10 protein-coding genes are annotated in these 25,619 nt (G+C 39.1%); 2 read left to right on the top strand and 8 right to left on the bottom strand.

What is annotated here, in order from left to right:
* Positions 1–41: 41 nt before the first annotated feature.
* From dinG to MS2017_RS07445, 8 genes are all read right to left on the bottom strand, one after another.
* The gene (gene dinG, locus MS2017_RS07485; protein ID WP_122951795.1) at positions 42–2,084 is read right to left on the bottom strand and encodes an ATP-dependent DNA helicase DinG; all 2,043 of its coding nucleotides are present in this window, start codon (positions 2,082–2,084) and stop codon (positions 42–44) included.
* 3 nt (positions 2,085–2,087) lie between these two features.
* A complete protein-coding gene (locus tag MS2017_RS07480; RefSeq protein WP_122951794.1) occupies positions 2,088–3,059 on the bottom strand; it encodes a polyprenyl synthetase family protein in 972 nt (323 codons plus the stop codon).
* 6 nt (positions 3,060–3,065) lie between these two features.
* Complete coding sequence (gene rlmE, locus MS2017_RS07475) at positions 3,066–3,683, bottom strand: 23S rRNA (uridine(2552)-2'-O)-methyltransferase RlmE (RefSeq protein WP_076982483.1); 618 nt, start codon at positions 3,681–3,683, stop codon at positions 3,066–3,068.
* A gap of 12 nt (positions 3,684–3,695) precedes the next feature.
* Positions 3,696–4,025, bottom strand: a complete 330-nt coding sequence (locus tag MS2017_RS11430; RefSeq protein WP_164707659.1) for a hypothetical protein — start codon at positions 4,023–4,025, stop codon at positions 3,696–3,698.
* A 376-nt stretch (positions 4,026–4,401) separates the two neighbouring features.
* Positions 4,402–6,990, bottom strand: a complete 2,589-nt coding sequence (locus MS2017_RS07470; RefSeq protein WP_122951793.1) for an integrin alpha — start codon at positions 6,988–6,990, stop codon at positions 4,402–4,404.
* 456 nt (positions 6,991–7,446) lie between these two features.
* A complete protein-coding gene (locus MS2017_RS07465; protein ID WP_122951792.1) occupies positions 7,447–10,632 on the bottom strand; it encodes a beta strand repeat-containing protein in 3,186 nt (1,061 codons plus the stop codon).
* Between the two features lie 544 nt (positions 10,633–11,176).
* Positions 11,177–15,808, bottom strand: coding sequence for a beta strand repeat-containing protein (locus MS2017_RS07455; protein WP_122951791.1), 4,632 nt, complete (start codon positions 15,806–15,808; stop codon positions 11,177–11,179).
* Between the two features lie 311 nt (positions 15,809–16,119).
* Positions 16,120–19,914 carry a beta strand repeat-containing protein gene (locus tag MS2017_RS07445; RefSeq protein WP_122951790.1) on the bottom strand — a complete coding sequence of 1,265 codons (3,795 nt, stop codon included), beginning with the start codon at positions 19,912–19,914 and terminating at the stop codon, positions 16,120–16,122.
* A gap of 742 nt (positions 19,915–20,656) precedes the next feature.
* Between MS2017_RS07445 and typA the strand changes: the two genes are divergently transcribed.
* Positions 20,657–22,468 (top strand): translational GTPase TypA, encoded by a 1,812-nt coding sequence (gene typA, locus MS2017_RS07440; RefSeq protein ID WP_122951789.1) that lies wholly within the window; start codon positions 20,657–20,659, stop codon positions 22,466–22,468.
* A 36-nt stretch (positions 22,469–22,504) separates the two neighbouring features.
* Positions 22,505–25,549 (top strand): efflux RND transporter permease subunit, encoded by a 3,045-nt coding sequence (locus MS2017_RS07435; protein ID WP_122951788.1) that lies wholly within the window; start codon positions 22,505–22,507, stop codon positions 25,547–25,549.
* Positions 25,550–25,619 lie beyond the last annotated feature (70 nt).

The raw sequence follows: 25,619 nt of genomic DNA, 5'->3' as shown, positions 1-25,619 counted from the left end.
GTATTGACACTATATTATTCATTTTATTTTCAAAAATAGCGTTATTCAGTAACTATATTGTAGTTTGGTAGGGCGGCAAGCAGTTGTTTGCCGTAGAATTTGGTTACCAGGCGATTGTCAAAAATGGTGATTTTACCGGTATCAGTTTCGGTGCGAATGAGTCTGCCACAGGCTTGAATGAGTTTGAGTGATGCATCGGGTAAGGAGATTTCCATAAATGGATTGCGTTTTTGTGATTCTAAATAACCTGCTAAAGTTTTGTCAATCGGCGAAGTGGGGACGCTAAAGCGCAATTTAACGATAACCACATGGGTGAGGTTGTCCCCTTTTAAATCCACGCCTTCGGCAAAACTGTCTAGGCCAAAAATCACACTACCTTGGTTTTTTTTGCGCAGGTTGATGTGTTTTTCTAAAATGAGTTTTTTGGAAAATTCACCTTGTACCAACAAATGTGGCTCTAATTTGTTTTCAACCAAGTCTGCTACCAGTTGCATTTGCTTGTTTGAGGCGAATAAAACCAGTGAACCTTCATTAGCATTGATGCGCTGTAATAGTTGCCTTGCTACCTCTTGTGTATGTTCATAAACTTGTTGAGGGGCGGCATCGAACTTGGCAATCACAAAATCTACTTGATCAAAAGCAAAGGGCGATGGTAAGCGTAAATATTGGTTATCACTTTTGATTAAACCCAGTTGCTGGTTGAGTCTATCAAAACTACCGAGTGACGAGAGGGTGGCAGAGGTCAAAATGCAGCCTGCTGCTTTAGACCAAATCAGGTTATCAAGGTTAGTGGAAATGTCTGTTTGCGCACTGTGTAAACTGTAATTGGTTTTTTTATTGGCGATATTTTTGCTAATCCAACGAGAATGCGGACTTTTGCTGGCATCGTCGGTTTGCAAAAAAGATGAAAATAATTCAATAATACCAATTAAGTGCTGCTCACATTCGCCAATGGCATTGTTAAGTGGGTCGGCAATGCTTTTTTCAACGGGTTGAATCCGTAGATAATCTGTCCATGTGTCTTTCAAGATGGCAAATCTGGATAATATTTGAGTGATGAGTGTGCTGATTTGTGCGCTAACTTTGGCAATACTGTCATCTATTTGCCCTTGGTTAAACAAAAACACATCCTCTTCAAAAGACAGCATTTTTAGCAGTTCAATCAAGTCTTGCAGGTAGTCATCCACTTGCTTAATATCAATTTCAATAGGCTCTTGTTCCATGAGTTTGGCGATTTGCTCACTGGTGCCTTGAGCTTGGCGAATGCTATTTTTGATAAACTCAGTGTTGGTGCTGAGTGAAAAGTGTGATAGTGCCTTGGTATTGAGATGGTGCGCTTCATCGAAGATGAGAATAGAATCGGCCACATCGGGTAAAACTGTATTGCCAGTTGACAAATCTGCCAGCACCAAATCGTGATTAGCGACAATAACATCGGCGTGAGAGATTTTTTTGCGAGATTTAAAAAAAGCACATTCGGCATAAAATTCACAGTTTCTCGCTGTGCAAGTGAAACGATTGCAAGCAATTTTTTGCCACAGTGTAGAATCAGGCATGCGTGCTAAATCATCAATCTCGCCATTCCATTGTTTGGCGGAATAATCTTCCAGCAATTCGCTCATTTGTTTTAGTTGGTAGGCTTGTGGTGGTTCATTAAACAGTAAATCGCTGTTATTGCTAGCGTTGTCTTCGGTTAAATTGATTAAATTGCGAATGCACACATAGCGAGAACGCCCTTTAACCAGTGTGTATTCAAAATCTACGGCGCAATATTTTTGCGCTTCGGGCAGGTCTTTAAGTAGCAATTGCTCTTGTAGGGCAACATTGGCGCTGGAGACAATCAGTTTTTTTTTATTGGCCTTAGCGATGGGGATGCTACTGAGTAAATAGGCAAAAGTTTTGCCAGTGCCAGTGGGTGCTTCTACACATAGGATTCTGTTGCTCTTTTCATATTCTCCTGTTAAAGTTTTGGAGATTTCTGCCATCATTTTGTTTTGTGATCCACGCGCTTGAAAGCCGTCCATATCCGATTTTAACGCAATGAATGAGTTACGAATTTGGGTTTTTAATTCATCTGAGAGCATATACTAAGACTTTCTTTGTAACGACAAGTCGCAGAGCAGAATGAGTGCTTCTTTGTATTTAGAATCTTGCAGTGAGTCTAAGGATTGTTTTGCAAGATCGGCTGATTTTTGCGCTTGTTTGTGAGTGTAATCAAAAGCATTTACCGATTGTAAAATATTAATCACCTGTTCAATTTTGCTATTGTCTGCATTGTTGATTGCCTCTTCAAGTAGTTGCCTGTCTTTGGGTGAGGCGTTTTTGAGTGCGTAAATCATTGGTAAAGTGGCTTTTCCTTCGCTCAAATCATCACCAACTTCTTTACCCATAGTGTCAGCATCTGACTGGTAATCTAACACATCGTCAATAATTTGAAAGGCATTGCCCAAGTGTAAACCATACGCTCTTAGTGCTTGCTCTTGTGCGGCGTCTACCTCTGATAAAATACCGCCAATTTGTGTGGCTGCCTGAAATAGTACGGCTGTTTTGCGTTCAATTACTTGATAATATTCGGCTTCGGTAAGTGCGGCGTTTTGGCAGTTTAACAATTGTAAAACTTCACCCTGTGCAATCTCATTAGTGGCTTTAGAGAGGATTCTCATTATCTGCATTGAATCGGGCTCAACCATCATTTCAAAAGCGCGAGAATACAAGAAATCTCCCACTAAAACACTGGCAGCATTACCCCAAACTTCGTTAGCAGTCTCCTTGCCACGGCGACTATGTGATTCATCGACAATATCATCGTGTAATAGGGTGGCTGTGTGAATTAGCTCAATGACCACAGCCATTAAATAATGGTGATTGCCCTGATAATTACTAGCGCGTGCGCACAATAGTAACAACAAGGGGCGTAAGCGCTTACCGCCAGCGTTAATAATGTACCCACTCATTTGATTGATAAGTGCCACATCTGAACTCAAGTGTTGAATCAGCACTTGATTTGTTTTCTCAACATCAGCTTTAATTAAATTTTGAATATCTGCAAATGATTCCATAGTTTGCTATTTTAAACTACTGGCTAATAAATATACTTCTTTAGAGCGTGCACGAGACGCTTTAGGTTTGCGAATTACTACTTTGGAAAAAGCCATTCGACAGGCTTTAACATACGCATCAAAACCTGCACCTTGGAATACTTTGATAAAGAAATAACCGTTTGGCGTAAGGGTTTTGATTGCCATATCCAGTGCCAATTCGCATAAATATAGGGATTTTGGAATGTCAACTGAGAGTTGCCCGCTCATATTTGGCGCCATATCGCTCAAAACCACATCTACTTTTTTACCTTGCGTGAGCGCTAATAATGCTTCATAAACTTCTAATTCGGTAAAGTCACCACACAGAAAATCCACATTTTCAATCGGCTCAATATCCAGAATATCACTGGCAATCACTTGCCCTGATTTTCCAACCATTTTAATTGCCACCTGACTCCAGCCGCCGGGCGCTGCACCAAGATCCAGCACCGTGTCGCCACGCTTGATAAACCGATATTTTTCAACAATTTCTGTGAGTTTATACACTGCACGCGACCGATACCCTTCTTTTTGTGAGCGTTTGACATACTCATCATTTAGGTGTTCATTCATCCAGCGACCAGAAGAGCCTTTTTTTGTCATAGAATTATTATTTTAAGGGGTGGAAATATACGGATATCCAATCTTTTTGCACTGTTCCTCTAAACTCGCTAGTGTTTTTCTATTTACCAAAGGAACATTGCCTGTTAGCTCACAATTTCCTGCCTTATATCCACCATAAACTTCACAAACTTTGTTGTTTGCCAATGATGGAAGCCAGTGGCCATAGTCAGATGTGTGCCGATTATAACAACAAGAAAAATAGATTGATTTTGAAGTTTTTTGGTCTTTTCCTGTCTTGCAAACAGCAGCAGAAGTCGATGCGTGTGTCGTGCTATAGATAGAAATCACAATGAAGGGGATAATTAAATTCAGTTTTTTCATGGTTTTATATATTTAATAGCACCAAATTTTAGCACAAAAGCGCTATCTATAAAAAATTAGACACAATGAGTTCTCTATATAGCACCATTTTTAAAAATAAACTAAACAATCTAGCGCCCATCCTTATCCCAAGTATTAGCAGTAAAAATACTTGGGCGTATAAGTACTATGAGACCTTTGTATAAATAATCATCAAGAATCCACTTTTCACCCACTTGGTAATTTTTTAAACCCAGCTTTATCCCTATTGGGACAAGGCTTAAGAAAATTACCAAGTGGGAAAAAATTGAATTTTGCTAATCATCCATATTTATGCAAAGGTCTCAATGAAATGAAAATTTTTAAAAAGAGTGGAGCGGATAATAACACAGAATAGTTAAAGCACTTCTAAAACCTGATCTAACCATAATTCTGCAGTAGGGGCGTTAGTATTGTTATAAATATAATAAATTATACTATTTTCTATTATTTTAGCACCTCTAATAAAATCATTATAACCAAGTTCTATATCAACTTTACCAGTTGAATTGCCAACGATTTTAAGCACATTGGTTTCACTAGAAATGTCCAGCAAGTCATTAAGATTAAGTTTCAAAGTATTGTTGCCTGAACCTGATATTTTAATGATTTCAATGTCTTGAATGCGACCATCATCTATATTAGTGAGGTCTAAGGTAAGATTACTACCACTTAAAGACAGGGTATCAATACCATTGCCACCATCAACACGAGTAAGTAAATTACTACTCAATGTGTTGCTGGAGAGTTTAGCAAGGTTGTCACCATTAATGACAATGGCATCATTGCCTGCACCCGCATTAAAGACATCGGTGCCACCATTACCTATTAAGATGTTGTTACCTGCGCCAGCAACAAACAATTCATCAGCAGAGGTACCGTTATATTCGTTCTGATCTCCTTGAAAATCAATGGCATGAGCAGCAACACCCTTGCCAGTGTCAATATCTGCTAAATGAACGGATTTTGTATTGGTTTTACCAAATACAACGAAAGATTTACCCATGTTAGCGTTATCAATAAGGTTTGCCTTGGGGGCGCCAACAATCAAATCATCCAATCCATCGCCATTGACATCGCCTGCTGAAGAGACTGAGAATCCACTCCAATCCCCAGCATCCTTACCATTGATAACAAAGCCACCTATGCCAGCAGCTATGTTCGATAAATCAATAGCATCTGTATTAGCCTTGCCAAATACCACATAAGATCTTCCTGCCCAATGGTTGACCAAATAAGCGCCAACAATCAAATCATCCAAGCCATCACCATTGACATCACCTGCTGAAGAAACCGAGTATCCGCTATAATTCAAAGCGCTCTCACCATTGATAGCAAAACCACCCGTACCAGAGGTTATGGTTGATAAGTTGATAGCTTCTGCGTTGTTCTTGCCGAATACCACATAAGATTTGCCTGCATTTGAGTTTGCCCCATAAGCACCAATGATTAAATCATCCAAACCATCGCCATTGACATCGCCTGCTGAGGAAACTGACTGGCCACTCAGATCTCCAGCATTCTCACCGTTGATAACAAAGCCATCTGTGCCAGAGGCTATATCTGATAACTTAATAGCTTCTGTATTATTCTTGCCAAACACGACGAAAGATTTACCTGCCCTAGACTCTGCTCCGTGAGCGCTAACAATTAAGTCATCTAAGCCATCACCATTGACATCACCTGCTGAGGAGACTGAGTTTCCACTAAGATCTTGATTACCTATGCCTTTAATAATAAAGCCACCTGTGCCAGAGGCTATGTCTGATAAATTAACAGTAGTCTCGTTAGTTTTACCAAATACCACATAAGAGTTACCTAAAAAATTGACAGAATCTGTGCTCACTGTAGGAGCGCCAATAATCAGATCACCTATGCCATCACCATTGACATCACCTGCTGAGGAAACTGACCGTCCACTCTGATCTTCAGCATTTTCACCATTGATAACAAAGCCACCTGTGCCAGAGGCTACATCTGATAAATTAATAGCATTCAAGTCATCCTTTTTACCAAACACGACGAAAGATTTACCTGCATTAGTTTCACTTGCACTAGTGCTGCCAGCGAATGCACCAACAATCAAGTCATTTAAGCCATCGCTATTAATATCACCTGCTGAAGAGACTGAGTAGCCACTTTGATCCCCATTATTCTCGCCATTGATAACAAAGCCACCTATGCCAGAGGCTATGGTTGATAAATTAACAGTAGTTGCGTTAGTCTTGCCAAATACCACATAAGATTTACCTACATATTTGCCATCAGGTGAGCTGGAGTTTTGATAATGAGGGGCGCCAATAATCAAATCATCTAAGCCATCGCCATTGACATCGCCTGCTGAGGAGACTGAGTATCCGCTAACCTCTTCAGCATTCTCACCATTGATGGCAAAGCCTTGTGCTAGAGATGTTGTATCATTGTCACTGCCATCATCATTGCTATTATTGGCAACCACAACAGCTACAACCACAACTGCGGCTATGATTCCTATATTTGAAGTGATAACCTCGAAGAAACTTTGACTGCCTGAACTTACTGCACTAGATTCTGTAGTAATAATAGATTGTTCGCCATAAAAATACACAACTTGCGCACTATCTTCTAAAGTGAAGAACGCATCCGCAACAATGTGGTAAAGTCCGCCATCTTCGGTGGGTAGAGAAACTAAGCAGGATAAACCAGTGCCACAAATAGTAAAATAGTTGTCAAAAATAATAACATCTTCTGCTAATGCTACTTCTAAATCATCACCGACCTTTTTGGCAATTAGACCTGTCTTTTTAGCATCAAAATCTTTAGTACTTAATTGGTAAGCCACACCTGTTTGAACCTGAATATGCTGAACACCTTTGGCAACAACAGCAATTTCTTCGTTAAGTTTACTGGCGATTTTTTGCGCTTTATTTTGTAATGCTATGATTTGTTTTTGTGTTTTAATTTGCATACTTGTCTCCTCTAATGTTTTAACTTATTGTTTCGCTATTTTTATACTGCCCAATTAAAATCTTTATGCAAAGGTCTTAATATGAATAGTTATCGAGTCTTTTTACTTAGAAACTTCTGCTAAAACAAGATTTAAAGAAATTTCAATTGGGCTTGGTACCACATGGCAATGCTTCAGGAGGGCAAAAATTGAATTCTGCTAATCATTGATACTTATGCCATTTTTCAAAAATAAACCAAACAATCTCCTCATTTCAAGTACGAACACATATTATTCATTTTATCCTTGAAAATAGCATTAAGTCATTCCAAAACTTACACACCTAAGAAAGCTTGGAAACAAAGCAAAAGTTATGCTTTCTGGTTATTTTGGACGCCAATTTTTCAAAGTCAATCTACACCAAGCTTTACCTTTTTTTTGGTTAGCAAGAATACTCAGGGTAACAGGGAATAGTTGCTAAATCACCTCTAAAGTTTGATCTATCCATAATTCTGCAGTAGAAGCGTTAGCATTGCTATAAATATGATAGTTGATACCATTTTCTGTTTTTGATGCAGAATTTTGAACAAAGGCGTTATCGTTCAATTCTATATCAATTTTATCACCTGAGTTACCAATAACTTTAAGAACATTGGTTGAACTAGAGAAATCCAGTAAATCATTAAGATTAAGTTTCAAAGTATTGTTACCTGAGCCTGTCAAATCAATGATTTCAATATCTTGAATGCGGCCATTGTTTATATTGCTAAGGTCTAAGTTAAGATTACCACCCTCTAACTTCAGAGTATCAGTGCCACCACCACCATCAACACGAGCGAGTAAATGGCTACCAAGTGTGTTGTTGGAAAGTTTGGCAAGATTGTCATTATTAATGATAATAATATCATCACCTGCACCTGCATTAAAGACATCAGTACCACCGTTACCCCTTAAGACATCGTTACCTAAACCGGCAACAAACAACTCGTCAGCAGAGGTACCTGTTAGTGTGTCATTTTTATCGGCATTGGCATCACCTTGAAAATCAATTACATGAATAGCGACCCCTTCGCCTTTACTGATATCTGTTAAATAAACAGACTTTGTGCTGGTTTTTCCAAATATTACATAGGATTTTCCTGCGTTAGTGCCACCAGTGGGGTCTGCCTTAGGGGCACCAACAATCAAATCATCTAGTCCATCACCATTGACATCACCTGCTGAGGAGACTGAGAAGCCACTATCATCCTCAGCACCCTCACCATTGATAACAAAACCACCCGTGCCAGCAGCTATGTCTGATAAATCAATAGCATCTGTGTTGGCCTTGCCAAATACCACATAAGATTTACCTGTGTTGTTAGCCGAATGGGCACCAATAATCAAATCATCCAAGCCATCGCCATTGACATCACCTGCTGAAGAGACTGAGAAGCCACTCCGATCCTCGGTATTTTCACCATTGATAACAAAACCACCCGTGCCAGAGGCTACATCTGATAAATTAACAGCAGTGGTGTCATTTTTCTTGCCAAACACAACATAAGACTTACCTATGTTATCATCATCATTAGAATCGGCCAAATAAGCACCAACAATCAAATCATCTAAGCCATCGCCATTGATATCATCTATTGAGGAAACTGACCAACCACTTTGACTCTTAGCATTCTCACCATTAATAACAAAGCCACCTGTGCCAGAGATTATATCTGATAAATTAACGGTATTTGTGTCATCCTTTTTGCCAAACACAACGAAAGACCTGCCTGCCGAAGTTAATGCTCCATGAGAACCAACAATCAAATCATCTAAGCCATCACCATTGACATCGCCTGCTGAAGAGACTGAAGTGCCACTAAACTCCCAAGTATTTATGCCCCTGATAATAAAGCCACCTGTACCAGTGGCTATGTTTGATAAATCAATGGCAGTTGCGTTAGCCTTGCCAAATACCACATAAGAATTGCCTAAAAAATTGACAGAATCTGTGCTTGCTGCAGGGGCACCAATAATCAGATCATCTAGACCATCACCATTGACATCACCTGCTGAGGAAACTGACGCCCCACTTCGATCTCCAGCATTTTCACCATTGATAACAAAGCCACCCATACCCATGTTTGATAAATCAACGGCAGTTGTGTTAATTTTGCCAAACACGACGAAAGACCTGCCTGCTTGGTTTTTACCAGCAGAGTTTGTTGAATAATTGGCACCAACAATCAAATCATCTAAGCCATCGCCATTAACATCGCCTGCTGAGGAGGTCGAGAAACCACTATAATCCCCAGCATCCTTGCCATTGATAACAAAGCCACCTATGCCAGAGGCTATGTCTGATAAATTAACAGCAGTTGCGTTAGTCTTACCAAATACCACATAAGATTTACTTGTATATTTAGCGTTAGGTGTACTGAGGTCTAGATGATGAGGGGCGCCAATAATCAAATCATCCAAGCCATCGCCATTGACATCGCCTACTGAGGAGACCGAGTGTCCACTAACATCTTCGGCATTCTCACCATTGATAACAAAGCCTTGTGGGGGTACCACTGAAACAGTAACGATTTGTTCTGTTGTGTTACCCGCAGTATCGGTAGCAATAATGGTAACTGTGTCGTTACTATGCACTGATGTTTGTATTTCTTTATAGGTTACTTTCCCAGTGTCAGCAGTAATCTCAAATTTATTGGCATTTGTACCTTTTATACTATAAGTAATACCTTCATCTGCATTGCCATTCTGGTCGGTTGCTTGTGCATCATAAATAGTGGTTGTAATAGGGGTGCTAATATTAGTGTTGATTGTAGTAGGCTGCTGATCAAATATTGGCGCCACAGTATCAAGTGTAAAACTACCAGTGCCAGTAGAACTTATTACCCCATCTTTAACGGCAACGGCTGAAATACTGATCGAACCATCACCTAATGTGTTAAGCTCGTCAACTGTTAAAACAGAAACTTTGTCATAATTACCTGAGGCAGATTCAATTATCTTGGTAACGGTTTTTTCATTTGCAGAAAAGGTGATGGTTATCTTGCTACCTGGTTCTGCCTTTACCGTAATTTGATTCTCATCTTGTGCTTCATTTTTTGTGGCGTTTACTTCTGTCACTTGAATGATTGGTTGTTCCAAAGTTTTGTTGCCATCGTTACCATTGCTAGCAATAATCGCAACGGCTACAACCGCGACTACAATTTCTATATTTGAAGTGATAATATCTTTAAAACTTTGATTGTTATTTGCACTTACTGCACTAGACTCTGTGGTAACAATAGATTGTTCACCATAAAAATACACAACTTGCGTACCATCTTCTAAAGTGAAGAATGTATTAGCAACAATATGATAAAGCCCGCCGTCTTCGGTGGGCAAAGAAACTAAGCAAGACAAACCAGTCTCACAAACAGCAAAATAGTTGTCAAAAATAATAACATTTTCCTCTAGTGCCACTTCTAAATCATTGCCATTTTTTTTGGCAATTAGATTTAACTTTTTAACATCAAACTCTTTAGCGCTTAATTGGTAAGCCATACCTGCTTGAACTTGAATATGCTGAATACCTTTGGCAACAGCAACAATTTCTTTGTTGAGTTGGTCAGCGACTTTTTGCGCTTTATTTTGTAATATTGTAATTTGTTTTTGTGTTTTTATTTGCATATTGACTTCTCCCGATGTTTACTTTTTTGCATTTCTGATTCAAATTAATTGGATTTTTTTTGAAATGCAGGTAAACCCCTATAATAAAAGGAGTTGAATTATACCTTATACTGTTTTTAAAAATAAGCCAAACAATTTGGCACTCATCCTCATTCCAAGTATTAGCACTATATTGAGACCTTTGCATAAATATGAATCATCAAGAATCCACTTTTCACCCACTTGGTAATTTTGTAAACCCAGCCTTAGCTCCGCTAGGACAAGGTTTAAGAAATTACCAAGTGGGCAAAAATTGAATTTTGCTAATCATCCATATTTATGCAAAGGTCTCTATATTATTCATTTTATTTTTGAAAATGGTATAAGAATATCATTGCCCTTTATTCTCAAACTCATAAATATGTAAAACATAAAAATAGAGCAAAAAATTATGTTTTTTGGTTATTTTGAACGCCAACTTTTCAAGGTCAATTTATGTCAGACTCCACCTTTTAATTGAAAGGTAGGGCAAACGATAACTCAGAACAACAGTAAAGAATAGTTGTTAAATCACATCTAAATCTTGATCTACCCATAACTTTGCAGTAGAGGCGTTAATATTGCTATAAATATAGTAATCTATACCAGCCTCTGTTTTTACAATACCCCTAGTAAAATCATTGGCATTAAGCTCTATATCAACTTTATCGCCTGAATTGCCAATAACCTTAAGAACATTGGTTGAACTAGAGATATCCAGTAAATCATTAAGATTAAGTTTTAAGATATTATTACCTGAGCCTGTTAAATCAATGATTTCAATATCTTGAATGCGCCTACTACTTATATTGGTAAGGTCTAAACTAAGATTGCCACCCTCCAATTTCAGAGTATCAGTATTGCCACCACCATCAACACGAGCGAGTAAATCGCTACTAAGTGTATTGCTGGAAAGTTTGGCAAGATTGTCGTCATTAATGATAATGGTGTCATCACCTGCACCTGCGTTAAAGACATCCGTGCCACCGTTACCCCTTAAGACATCGTTGCCTAAACCGGCAACAAACAACTCGTCAGCAGAGGTACCTGTTAGCGTGTCATTGTTATCGGTATTGGTATCACCTTGAAAATCAATTGTATGGGCGGCAATACCTTCACCTTTGCTAACATCTGCTAAATAAACGGTCTTTGTATCGGTTTTTCCAAATACTACATGGGATTTTCCTGCGATAGTAACGTCACCGTTAGGGTCTACTCTGGGGGTGCCAATAATCAAATCATCCAAGCCATCACCATTGACATCACCTGCTGAGGAGACTGAAAAGCCACTATCATCCTTAGCATCCTCAGCCTCACCATTAATAGCAAAACCACCTGTGCCAGCAGCTATGTCTGATAAATCAATAGCATCTGTGTTGGCCTTGCCAAATACCACATAAGATTTACCTGTGTTGTCAGCTGAATGGGCACCAATAATCAAATCATCCACGCCATCGCCATTGACATCGCCTGCTGAGGAGACTGAGTAGCCACCATGATCTTTAATTTTCTCACTAATAATAACAAAGCCACCTGTGCCAGAGGCTACATCTGATAAATTAACAACATCTGTGTCGTCCTTCTTGCCAAACACAACATAAGTTCTACTTTTCCTATCCTCATATGCCTTGACTATAAAAGAAGAGCCAATAACCAAATCATCCAAGTTGTCACCATTGATATCATATATTGAGGAAACTGACCAGCCACTTTGTTCCTCAATATGCTCACCATTGATAGCAAAACCACCCGTACCAGAGGCTACATCTGATAAATTAACAGTAGTTGTGTCCTGCTTGCCAAATACGACGAAAGTTTTACCTGCCTCTTTTTTTGCTCTACTAGCGCCAATAATCAAATCATCCAAGCCATCACCATTGACATCGCCTGCTGAGGAGACTGAGTAGCCACTAAAATCACCAACATTCCCACCATTAATAACAAAGCCACCCATGCCAGTAACAACATCTGACAAATCAATGTCAGTTGTGTTAGCCTTGCCAAATACCACATAAGAATTACCTGAAAATTCTAAGCCTGTTATAGGGGCGCCAATAATCAGATCATCTAGACCATCGCCATTAACATCACCTGCTGAGGAAACTGAGTGGCCACTCTGATCATCCTTATTCTCGCCATTAATAACAAAGCCACCCGTACCCATATTTGATAAATCAACAGCGATTGTGTCAATCTTGCCAAATACAACATAAGACTTGCCAGCATCTGTTTTATCAACGGAGTGGTTTGCCCAAGTGGCACTAACAATCAAATCATCTAAGCCATCACCATTCACATCGCCTGCTGAAGAAACTGACCAGCCACTTAGATCCTCAATCCCCTCGCCATTGATAATAAATCCACCCGTGCCAGAGGCTATGTCTGATGAATTAACAGCAGTTGCGCTAGTCTTGCCAAATATTACATAAGATTCACTTGCCTTCTTGGTAGGATCGCTGTAGACCAGATTATGAGGGGCACCAACAATCAAATCATCTAGTCCATCACCATTCACATCACCTGCTGAGGAGACTGAGAATCCAGCATTATCTGCAAAACTCTTGCCATTGATAACAAAGCCTTGTGCAGGAGGTACCACTGAAACAGTAACGACTTTTTCTGTTGCGTTACCCGCAGTATCGGTAGCAATAATGGTAACTGTATCGTTACTATGCACTGATGTTTGTATTTCTTTATAGGTTACTTTCCCAGTGTCAGTAGTAATCGTAAATTTACTGTTATTTGCATCTTTTATGCTATAAGTAATGCCTTCATCTGCATTGCCATTCTGGTCAGTTGCTTGTGCATCATAAATAGTGGTTGTAATAGGGGTGTTAATATTAGTGTTAATTGCAGTAGGCTGCTGATCAAATATTGGTGCCACAGTATCGAGTGTAAAACTACCAGTGCCAGCAGAACTTGCTACACCATCTTTAACGGCAACGGCTGAAATATTGATCAAACCATCACCTAATGTGTTAAGTTCGTCAACTGTTAAAGCAGAAACTTTGTCATGATTGCCTGAGGCAGATTCAATTATCTTGATAACCGTTTTTCCATTTGCAGAAAAGGTGATGGTTACCTTGCTACCTAGTTCTGCCTTTACCGTAATTTGATTCTCATCTTTCGCTTCATTTTCTGTGGCGTTTACTTCTGCCACTTGAACGATTGGTTTGTTGACAACCACAACGGTTACATCTTGTAAGCTCTCGTTGCCTGCAACATCGGTAGCAACAATGGTAATTGCATCATTGCGCCTTACCGTTTGTATTGTTTTATAGGTTACTATTCCAGTGTCAGTAGTAATCGAAAATTTACTGGCATTCGCTCCTTTTATGCTATAAGTAATGCCTTCATCTGCATTGCCACCAGTATGGTTGACTACTTGAGCATCGTAAACAGTAGTTGTAACAGTTGAATTTATTTCAACACTAACAGTATTGTCTGTGTTAAGAAACAAAGGATCTGTGGTATCCACAACAACAGTTGAAGTGTTTGCAGCCACGCTTGAAACATTGCCAGCTGCATCAGTTTGTTTGATCTGAATGGTATTTTGAGTATAAGTGCCTTCATTCAGTATAAAACTACTGCCTGTGCCACTGGTAAAGTTAGTGCCACCATCAATAGAATACTGCCAAGTTGCACCTGTCTCTAAATCACTAACAGTCATTGTGCCATTTTTGGTAACACCATCATTTGATAAACCTGTATCTGTAAAACTCAATACTGGTGCACCTGGAATAACTATATCAATTACTACTACCGTTTCCCCCTGACCTGTGATACTGTTACTATTAGCAGAAAGATTAACAATAACGGTGCAATTGCCATTAACAAGTTTTGAAGTCCAAGCGTTGTCGTGGTCTAAAGTCCAAGTGTTGTTATTGATAACGGGAAGAGCGGTGTTAATCGTGTGGACAATGGCATTATTTTGTTTGAAAACAATACTGGCAATATTTAAGTCAGCAGGTGTGCTACCAGTGGAAGTAACTGTACCACTTAAAGTAACTGTTGCCAATTCTTCAATATTGATGTTATTATCATCACCAATATTATTCCAAACAACTGAGGTGGTTAAAATAGAATCTTTCACCGACACGGTAATAAGTTGCTTTGTTTTATTGCCTGCAACATCAGTGACAATAATAGTAACTTTGTCGTCATTATGTGCTGTCGTTTGTTTTTGCTTATATTTTAGTTCCCCCTCCTTGCTAATCGTAAATTTGTCTTTTTGATTGCCATCTTCTAAGGTGTAAGTAACTGCATTATTGTCTGTTGCTGTTGCTTCATATATCGTTTCCGATGCTTCGGTGTTTGTTTCAACATCAACTGTCGTTGCACTGGTAAATAAAGGATTTGTGGTGTCCACAACAACAGGGGAAGTATTCTTAATGACGGTTAAGGTATTACCAGCTGTATCAGTTTGTTTAATCTGAATGATATTCTCAGCATAAGTGCCTTCTCTCAACACAAAACTACTACCTGTGCCATCGGTAAAACTAGCGCCACCATCAATAGAATACTGCCAAGTTGCCCCTTCCTTCATACCACTAACAGTAATCGTGGTATCGTTGGTAGCACCACCTGTGTCTGCTAAGGTAAATGTTAGTGATGTTTCATCTTCATTATCATTATCATTCTTGTCACTGCCACTAGTGGCAACTACAACGGCTACAACCGCAACTGCAGCCACGATCCCTATGTTAGAGGTAACAACATCAAAAAAGCTTTGTTTGTTACCTGTGCTTGCGGCACTAGATTCTGTGGAAACAATAGATTGTTCGCCATAAAAATACACCACTTGGGTGTCGTCTTCTAAAGTGAAGAAAGCATCAGCAACAATATGGTAAAGTCCACCGTCTTTGGTGGGCAAAGAAACCAAACAAGATAAATCAGTGGTGCAAACATTAAAATAGTTATCAAAAATAACAACACTTTCTTCTAGTGCTACCTCTAAATCATCACCGACTTTTTTGGCAATTAAGTTTAACTTTTTAGTGTCAAAATCTTTAGTGTTTAATTGATATGCCACACCTGTTTGGGTTTGGATGTGTTGAATGCCTTTGGCAATGGCAACAACTTCTTCGTTGAGTTGGTCAGCGACTTTTTGCGCTTTATTTTGTAATATTGTGATTTGTTTTTGTGTTTTTATTTGCATATTGATTCCTCTTGATGTTTACTTTTTTTTTGAAATGCAGGTAAATTCCTACAATGAAAGAAGTTGAATTATATCCTATATCATTTTCAAAAAATAAGCTAAACAGTCTAGCGTCCATTTTTATTCCAAGTATTGGCACTATGAGACCTTTGCATAAATTATGAATAATCATCAAGAATCCACTTTTCACCCATTTGGTAATTTTTTAAACCCAGCCTTAACCCTGCTAGGACAAGGTTTAAGAATATCATTACCCTTTAATTGAAAGGGTGAAGCAAACGATAGCTCAGAACAACGGTAGAGAACAGTTGTTAAATCACCCCTAAACCTTGATCTATCCATAATTCTGCAGTGGAGGCGTTAGCATTGCTATAAACATGATAAGTAATACCATCCTTTGTTTCTGATGCAGAATTTTGAACAAAGGCATTGTCATTAAGTTCTATATCAACTTTATCGCCTGAATTACCAATAACTTTAAGAATGTTAGTTGAACTTGAAATATCTAGCAAGTCATTCAGATTAAGTATCAAAGTATTGTCACCTGATCCTGTTAAATCTATGACTTCAATATCTTGAATACGACCATTGTCTATGTGAGTAAGGTCTAGTCTAAGGTTGCTACCACTTAATTTTAGAATATCAATGTCACCACCACCATCAACACGAGCAAGTAAATTATTGCTCAATGTGTTGCTGTAGAGTTTAGTAAGGTTGTTGCTATCAATGATAATAGTATCATTGCCCGCACCTGCATTAAAGACATCGGTACCACCATTGCCTATTAAGATATTGTCACCTTCACCAGCAACAAACAATTCATCAGCAGAGGTGCCACTATATTCGCTCTGATTTCCTTGAAAATCAATTGCATGCCCAATGATACCCCGACCAGCACTAACATCTGCTAAATGAACGGCTGCTGTATCGGTTTTGCCAAACACAACATAAGATCTACCTTTGCCTTCTTGAAGGCTATGATTTACCAAATAAGCACCAACAATCAAATCATCCAAGCCATCGCCATTGACATCACCTGCCGAGGAGACTGAGTGGCCACTCTCATCCTCAGCACTCTCACCATTAATAACAAAGCCACCCGTGCCAGCGACTATGGCTGATAAATTAACAGAGTCTTCATTAGCTTTACCAAACACGACATAAGATTTACCATTGCCAGAATTTGCTTTTTTAGCACCAATAATCAAATCATCTAAGCCATCGCCATTAACATCGCCTGCTGAGGAGACTGACCAGCCGCTCCAATCACCAGCATTTTCACCATTAATAACAAAGCCACCTGTGCCTAAAGCTATAGTTGATAAATTAACGGCATTTTTGTCAGTTTTACCAAACACGACATAAGTTTTTCCTGTTTCGGCTTTATTATTAGAAGTTGCTTTATGAGCACCAACGATTAAATCATCCAAGCCATCACCATTGACATCACCTGCTGAGGAGACTGAGCAACTACTCAAATCACCATCATTTTCACCATTAATAACAAAACCACCTGTGCCTGACACTATGTCTAGTAAATTAATGTCATTTTTATCAATTTTACCAAACACGACATAGGATTTACCTGCTTCAAGGTTTGCATAATAAGCGCTAATAATTAAATCATCTAAACCATCGCCATTGACATCGCCTGCCGAGGAAACTGATCGGCCAGTCCACCAATTCTGAACCTCTTCGCCCTTAATAACAAAGCCACTTGTGCCTATGTTTGCTAAATCAACGGTAACTCCATCAGTTTTACCAAATACGACATAAACCCTACCTTCTGCTGTGTTAAAATAAGCAGAAGCAACAATCAAATCATCCAAGCCATCGCCATTGACATCGCCTGCTGAGGAGACCGAGAAGCCGTTCTGTTCTAGATTAGAAGCACCCTCAATAGAAAAACCATCTGTGCCTATGGCTGATAAATTAACAGCAGTTCCATCAGTTTTACCAAACACGACATAAGAATTACCTGAAAACTGCCTAGGGTCTTCTCCTGGAGGACTCCTCCCCCAAGCATTACGAACACCAATAATCAAATCATCTAAACCATCACCGTTGACATCGCCTGCTGAGGAGACTGACCAGCCACTCCAATCACCTGGATACGTGCCATCACCATGAACAACAAAGCCACCCGTACCAGAGACTACGGCTGATAAATCAACAATAGTTTCATCAATTTTACCAAACACGACATAAGAATTACCTGAACGATTCCTTGAGCCATCAGGCGTGGTACCATCCAAATAAGAGCTAACAATTAAATCATCTAAGCCATCGCCATTAACATCGCCTGCTGAGGAGGTTGACCAGCCACTTGCATAACCACCATTTCCACCATCAATAGTAAAGCCGTGCATCAAATTTTTTACTGATACAGTAACGACTTTCTCAACCGTATTACCCGCAATATCAGCGGCAACAATGGTAATTGTGTCATCGTGCTCTGATGTTTGTATCGTTTTGTAGGTTACCACTCCAGTGTCAGCAGTAATCTCAAATTTATCGGCATTTGTACCTTTTATACTATAAGTAATACCTTCATCTGCATTGCCATTCTGGTCAGTTGCTTGTGCATCATAAATAGTGGTAATAGGGGCGTGAGTATTCGTATTGATTGCAGTGGACTGTTGATCAAATATTGGTGCCACAGTATCAAGTGTAAAACTACCAGTGCCAGCAGAACTTGTTACACCATCTTTAACGGCAACGGCTGAAATACTGATCAAACCATCACCTAATGTGTTAAGTTCGTCAACTGTTAAAGCAGAAACTTTGTCATGATTACCTGAGGCAGATTCAATTACCTTTATAACAGTTTTTCCATTTGCAGAAAAGGTGATGGTTACCTTGCTACCTGCTTCTGCCTTTATCGTAATTTGATTCTCATCTTGTGCTTCATTTTCTGTGGTGTTTACTTCTGCCACTTGAATGGTTGGATTGTTGACAACCGAAACGGTTATATTTTGTAAGCTCTCGTTACCTGCGACATCGGTAGCAACAATGGTAATTGCATCAATGTGCACTGATGTTTGCATTGTTTTATAAGTTACCACTCCAGTGTTAGCAGTAATCTCAAATTTATTGGCATTTGTACCTTTTATACTATAAGTAATACCTTCATCTGCATTGCCATTCTGGTCGGTTGCTTGTGCATCATAAATAGTGGTTGTAATAGGGGTGTTAATATCAGTGTTGATTGCAGTAGGTTGCTGATCAAATATTGGTGCCACAGTATCAAGTGTAAAACTACCAGTGCCAGCAGAACTTATTACACCATCTTTAGCGGCAACGGCTGAAATACTGATCGAGCCATCACCTAATGCGTTAAGTTCGTCAACTGTTAAAACAGAAACTTTGTCATGATTACCTGAGGCAGATTCAATTATCTTGGTAACCGTTTTTCCATTTGCAGAAAAGGTGATGGTTACCTTACTACCTAGTTCTGCCTTTACCGTAATGTGATTTTCATCTTTCGCTTCATTTTCTGTGGCGTTTACTTCTGCTACTTGAACAATTGGCTGTTCCAGAGTTTTGTTATCATCATCACTATCATCACCATCATCACTACCACTACCACCACTGCCACCACTACTAGCAACCACAACCGCTACAGCTGTAACTATGGCTACGATTTTTATATTTGAATTAATAACATCGAAAAAACTTTGATTGCCCTTTGTGCTTGCTGCACTAGACTCTGTAGTGACAATAGATTGCTCGCCATAAAAATACACAACTTGCGTGCCATCTTCTAAAGTAAAGAACGCATCAGCAACAATGTGGTAAAGCCCGCCATCTTCGGTAGGTAGAGAAACTAAACAGGATAAATCAGTTCCACAAACATTAAAATAGTTGTCAAAGACAACAACACTTTCCTCTAGTGTTACCTCTAAATCATCGCCAATTTTTTTGGCAATTAGGGTTAACTTTTTAGCGTCAAAATTTTCGGCATTTAATTGGTAAACCACACCTGTTTGGGTTTGGATGTGCTGAATGCCTTTGGCAATGGCAACAACTTCTTCGTTGAGTTGGTCAGCGACTTTTTGCGCTTTATTTTGTAATATTGTGATTTGTTTTTGTGTTTTTATTTGCATGGTTTATTCCCCTAGTTTTTTCGTACCTAACTTAAATTAATTGGATTTTTTTGAAGTACAGGGTAAATTCCTGTAAATAAGAAATCTCTGCATAAATATGAATATTCATCAAGAATAATTAGGCAAAAATTGAATTCTGTCAACCACTTGCACCTTTATGCAAAGACTTCAATAAAAATTGAATTATACCTTAATTTTATTTTTTTGAATGATGCAAATCAAGCATTTGTTTTTAGATAATAAAAATGGATGATGGGCGGCAAAAAAAATACCTCCTTCAAGTCGAAGCCATTGCATTAGACAGGGATATTAACCACAGGCTAACTTTTATTCAGCATCCATATCTAATGCCATTTTCAAAAATAAACCAAACAACCTAGCACCTATCCTCATCCCCAGTATTGACAGCATATTATTCGAGACCTTTGCATAAATATGAATAATCATCAAGAATCCTCGTTTCACCCACTTGGTGATTTTCTTAAACCCAGCCTTAGCCTTGCTAGGACAATATTTAAGAAAATTACCAATTGGACAAAAATTGAATTTTGCTAATCATCCATACTTTTATGCTTTATGCAAAGGTTTCTATATTGTGTAAAAACCTCATAAATACAAACATTAAAATCAGAGTGAAAAATTATGAATTATGTAAAAGTTACCATTTATATTATTTAATGCTAATATGGTGGCACTCTTTAGGGGATAATAGCGATTTTTTTAAAACACTAATTATCATCTAATGAACGACAAACTTAGAAATATTGCCATTATTGCCCATGTTGACCACGGAAAAACCACGCTGGTTGATAAACTTTTAGAGCAATCACAAACTTTTGATGACCGTTTTGAGTCCACGGATAGAATGATGGATTCTAACGATTTGGAAAAAGAGCGGGGTATCACTATTTCCAGTAAAAATACGGCAATTAAATGGAACGATTATCATATTAATATTGTTGATACCCCCGGACACGCCGACTTTGGTGGTGAAGTAGAGCGGGTATTGTCGATGGTGGATTCGGTTTTGTTGTTGGTGGATGCACAAGAAGGGCCAATGCCACAAACGCGTTTTGTAACTAAAAAAGCCTTTGATCAGGGGCTTAACCCAATTGTGGTGATTAACAAAATTGACAAAGATGCGGCGCGTCCTAATTGGGTGATTGACCAAGTATTTGACTTGTTTGACCAACTAGGTGCAACTGATGAGCAACTGGATTTCCCTATTATTTATGCTTCAAGTATTAATGGTTACGCATCGCTAGAAGACGATGTGCGTTCGGGTGATATGACCCCTATGTTTGAAACCATTATTGCCAAAGTAGCAGCACCAGAAGTGGATGTAAATGCACCGTTGCAAATGCAAATCACAGCACTTGATTATTCCTCATTTATTGGGGCAATTGGCATTGGACGGATTACCCGTGGCACTGTTAAGAAAAACCAACAAGTGATAGTGGTGAGTGCTGATGGCACTGAACGCAAGGCTAAAATTGCAGGTTTAATGGGTTTTATGGGTTTAGAGAAAGTGGAGGCTGACAGTGCTGAAGCGGGTAATATTGCTTGTGTTACAGGTATTGAAGGTATTTCTATTTCTGATACGATTTGCGATGTTGAAACCGTTGAAGCTTTACCGCCACTTAGTGTGGACGAGCCGACAGTGTCAATGGCATTTCGTGTCAATGATTCGCCATTTGCAGGTCAAGATGGCAAGTATATTACTTCAAGAAATATTCGTGATCGCCTAGACAAAGAACTGATTTACAATGTGGCATTGCGTGTTGAAAATACTGAAGATCCTTCTGAATTTTTGGTATCAGGTCGGGGAGAGTTGCATTTGTCTATCTTGATTGAAACCATGCGCCGTGAAGGATTTGAGTTGGCAGTAGGTCGTCCACAAGTAATTTTAAAAGAGATTGACGGGGTGATTTGTGAGCCGTTTGAAAATTTGAGCGTTGATGTTGAATCTCAGCATCAAGGCACAGTGATGGAGAAGTTAGGTGAGCGCAAAGGTGAACTTAGTGATATGGTGCCTGATGGTAATGGTAGGGTGAAATTAGACTTTAACATTCCTGCCCGTGGTTTAATCGGCTTTAGGACAGAATTTTTAACTGCAACTACAGGTACAGGCTTAATGAATTCTTCATTTGATGCTTACAAGCCTAGAAAAGACGGTGAAATCGGTCAACGCAATAACGGCTCACTGATTTCAATGACGCAAGGGCAAGCAGTAGCGTATGCGATTTTTAATTTGCAAAAATCGGGTAAATTCTTTGTTGAGCACAATACTGATATTTACGAAGGTATGGTGGTTGGTATTCATACACGAGATAAAGATCTGGTTGTCAATGTCATGAAGGGCAAGCAACTTACCAATGTTCGTGCCTCTGGTACTGATGAAGCGGTATCACTCACACCAGCGATTAAACTTGATCTTGAGCAAGCGTTAGAATTTATTGATGACGATGAATTGGTGGAAGTAACGCCGAATAACACCCGTATTCGCAAGCGTTTATTGAGTGAAACGGCACGCAAAAGGGCGCGCGGTAAATAAATTAACTGGCGTCTATTTGGGTATACTGATATTTCTATGGATAATCTTTTTAATTTTTTTGTTAAGCAAAAAAAACTGGCACTGGTTTTTACCGTAAGTATTATTGCGGTTGGCTTGTTGGCGTTTAACAATATTCAGAGAGACCAGTTTCCAGCGGTTGATTTTGAATTGGTAACCATTGTTACTGGTTATCCAGGTGCATCTCCTGAAGATGTTGAGCAAAATATCACCAATCCAATTGAGGATGAATTAAGCAGTGTAATAGGAATTGAAAAATTTAACTCCATTTCTCGCCAAGGGTCTTCTGTTATTTTGGTAACGCTGTCGCCCGATGTGGATGATGTTGGTGCGTTAAAACAAGACATTCAAAATGCGGTTGACCGAATTAAATCACTACCAGCTGAGGTGGTGGATTTGCCTAAAGTGGTGGACATGAAAAGTTCATTGCAAAGCATTTTAAAAGTTAATATCAACAGTAACAGTCTATCTTTTGCCCAATTGCGCAACAACATTGATGCAATTGCTGATGAATTAGCGTTGGTTGATGGGGTTTCTGAGGTGGTCAAAGAAGGGTATTTAGACCGTGAAATTCAGATACGCATTGACACCGATAAATTGTATCAATATAAATTGTCTTTGCCACAAGTGATCAGTGCAATTCAGAAGCGTAATCAGCGTTATACCGTTGGTAGTAATAATGATATCAAGAATGAGAAAACCATTGTAGTGCTGGCACAATTTGACCAAGCACAAGCAGTGGGGGATGTGATCATAAAATCAAGTTTTGACGGCCCAGTAGTGCGGTTAAAAGACATTGCTACTATTAGTGATGGCAATGTTGAGGAAAAATCAATTGTACGCGTTAACGCCACCAAGGGGTTTATTTTAAAAATTCGTAAGCAAGCACATGCCGATATTATTACCACAGTTGATTTAATCAAAGAAAAACTACACGCATTGCAAGCGAAAAAATATCCGCAAGTACACATTTTTTACTCCTCTGATTCGTCTAAATATGTGCGCAATAGATTGGAGATTGTGACCAACAACGGCATAATTGGATTGTTGTTGGTATTGGTGGTATTGGGGGTGTTTTTGTCACTAAAAACAGCGTTTTGGGTGGCAGTGAGTTTGCCTGTGTCGTTACTGGGTTCGGTGGCGTTATTAGGGGTGGCAGGCGAGACGATTAATTTGATATCACTGGCAGCAATGATTTTGGTGCTGGGCATTGTGGTGGATGATTCCATTATTGTGGCAGAGAGTATCCATCATCACAAGCAAACAGGCAAGGATAAGTATCATTCTGCTGTAACTGGTTTTAAACGGGTTATCATGCCAGTTATCACCACCATATTGACCACGGTTTTGGCATTTTCATCTATGTTTTTAATGGAAGGGACAATGGGCAAGTTTATTTATGTCATTCCATTGGTGGTAATTTTTGCCTTAACTTTGTCTTTTTTAGAAGTAACGATTGCTTTACCTGCACATCTTGCTGGTTTGAGCGAAAAACCTCAAAAGAAAAATTGGTTTAATGCAATTGAAGACTGGTTTGAAAAAGTGCTTAAGGGGATCTTAAAAATACGCTATTTAATAGTAATAGGATTTCTTGCATTATTGGGGGCATCGATTTTTTTCGCTGCAACACAAATGCGCCTTACTTTATTTCCAACAGTAGGTGCTGATATTATTACTGCAAAACTCAAGATGCCACCGGGCAGTTCGTTGCAATATACGGCAAGTGTGAGTCATAAAGTTGAGGCGTTAATTAAGGATGTGGTTGGCGTAGATTTGGATTCTTTAACTAATAATGTCGGTCAATCGTTTTCTCATGTGGCAAATTTTAGCATTGCTTTGGTACCGAGTAGTAAGCGAAAAATTCAAGCTAAGGAACAACTTCAACGCTTAAAAGCACGCGCTACAGAGGTTGTTGAAGCGGAAAATCTCACTTTTTCCGTGCGTCGCCCTGGTCCACCACAAGGTGAAGATATTGAAATTCAGTTGGTGAGTGATAATGATGACCAGCGTCAAACTGCTGCAAATGCTTTGGTTGAAATTCTTAAGCAAATAAAGGGTGTGGACAATATTGATAGAGACGATGAGCCAAGTAAATCACGCATTGAAGTGGTATTGGATTTTGAAAAAATGGCAAGGCTGAATGTGGATTTTGTTACAGTTAATCGCTATTTAAAAGCCACCTTTGGCGGTATTAATGTGACGGATATTCGTTATGGCGATACCGATGTTGATTTTAGGATTTATTTAGGTGAGCCGAAACAATCAGAGGCAGTTATCAGCACACTTAAAATTAATAACCGCCAGTCTAGGCCTGTGCCGCTTAAGCAATTTTCCCATATTCGCCATATTGTTGGCGAGCCTGATTTTAACCATTTTGATGGACAACGCTCGGTAAAAATCAGCGCCAGTATTGATGATGAAGTTGCCAGTACGCCCGTGGTTATTAAGCAGGTTCTCAAGTCATTTGATGCCGATAATTTATATCCTGCTGTTCGAGTTTTGAGCGAAGGTGGCGCGAAAGAGTCAAAAAAATCAATGCAAAGTTTCCTAAAGGCATTTGTTATGGCTATTTTCGTCATTTTCTTTTTGTTAATTTTGTTATTTGATTCTTATACCCAGCCGTTATTGGTGCTTAGTGCTATTCCTTTCTCAGTTATTGGTGTCATTTGGGCGTTCTTTTTACACGGCGAGCCACTGAGTTTCTTCGCATTGCTAGGCACTCTGGCATTGGTTGGGGTGATTGTGAATGATTCTTTGGTGATGGTTACTCATTTAAATTATTTGAAACAGAAATTATCTGCCACCACGCCAGCACTTGAATGGATTGTTCAAGGTGCAAAAGACCGCTTGCGCGCAGTAATACTCACCAGTTTAACCACTTTGGCAGGCATCATTCCTTTGGCTTACGGTATCGGTGGCACAGATTTTATTTTAAAACCAATGGCATTGTCTTTGGGTTATGGCTTATTATTCGGCACAGTAATGACGCTTATTTTGTTGCCGTGTCTTTATTTAATGAATTTTCAATTTGTGAATTGGATAACTAAATTTAGCAAAAAATAAAAATTTTTGTCAATTTGAGACAAGGGCAAGTCTTAACCGTAGGGAACGGTTTATAACCGTTCCTTCTCTG

The organism is Bathymodiolus thermophilus thioautotrophic gill symbiont (genome assembly GCF_003711265.1).
Taxonomy (GTDB): domain Bacteria; phylum Pseudomonadota; class Gammaproteobacteria; order PS1; family Pseudothioglobaceae; genus Thiodubiliella.
This window is presented reverse-complemented; position numbering and strand designations above follow the sequence as displayed.

Bases quoted from the DNA above. Each gene is read 5' to 3' on its own strand.
- dinG (WP_122951795.1), bottom strand. From the start codon at position 2,084: ATGCTCTCAGATGAATTAAAAACCCAAATTCGTAACTCATTCATTGCG.
- MS2017_RS07480 (WP_122951794.1), bottom strand. From the start codon at position 3,059: ATGGAATCATTTGCAGATATTCAAAATTTAATTAAAGCTGATGTTGAG.
- rlmE (WP_076982483.1), bottom strand. From the start codon at position 3,683: ATGACAAAAAAAGGCTCTTCTGGTCGCTGGATGAATGAACACCTAAAT.
- MS2017_RS11430 (WP_164707659.1), bottom strand. From the start codon at position 4,025: ATGAAAAAACTGAATTTAATTATCCCCTTCATTGTGATTTCTATCTAT.
- MS2017_RS07470 (WP_122951793.1), bottom strand. From the start codon at position 6,990: ATGCAAATTAAAACACAAAAACAAATCATAGCATTACAAAATAAAGCG.
- MS2017_RS07465 (WP_122951792.1), bottom strand. From the start codon at position 10,632: ATGCAAATAAAAACACAAAAACAAATTACAATATTACAAAATAAAGCG.
- MS2017_RS07455 (WP_122951791.1), bottom strand. From the start codon at position 15,808: ATGCAAATAAAAACACAAAAACAAATCACAATATTACAAAATAAAGCG.
- MS2017_RS07445 (WP_122951790.1), bottom strand. From the start codon at position 19,914: ATGCAAATAAAAACACAAAAACAAATCACAATATTACAAAATAAAGCG.
- typA (WP_122951789.1), top strand. From the start codon at position 20,657: ATGAACGACAAACTTAGAAATATTGCCATTATTGCCCATGTTGACCAC.
- MS2017_RS07435 (WP_122951788.1), top strand. From the start codon at position 22,505: ATGGATAATCTTTTTAATTTTTTTGTTAAGCAAAAAAAACTGGCACTG.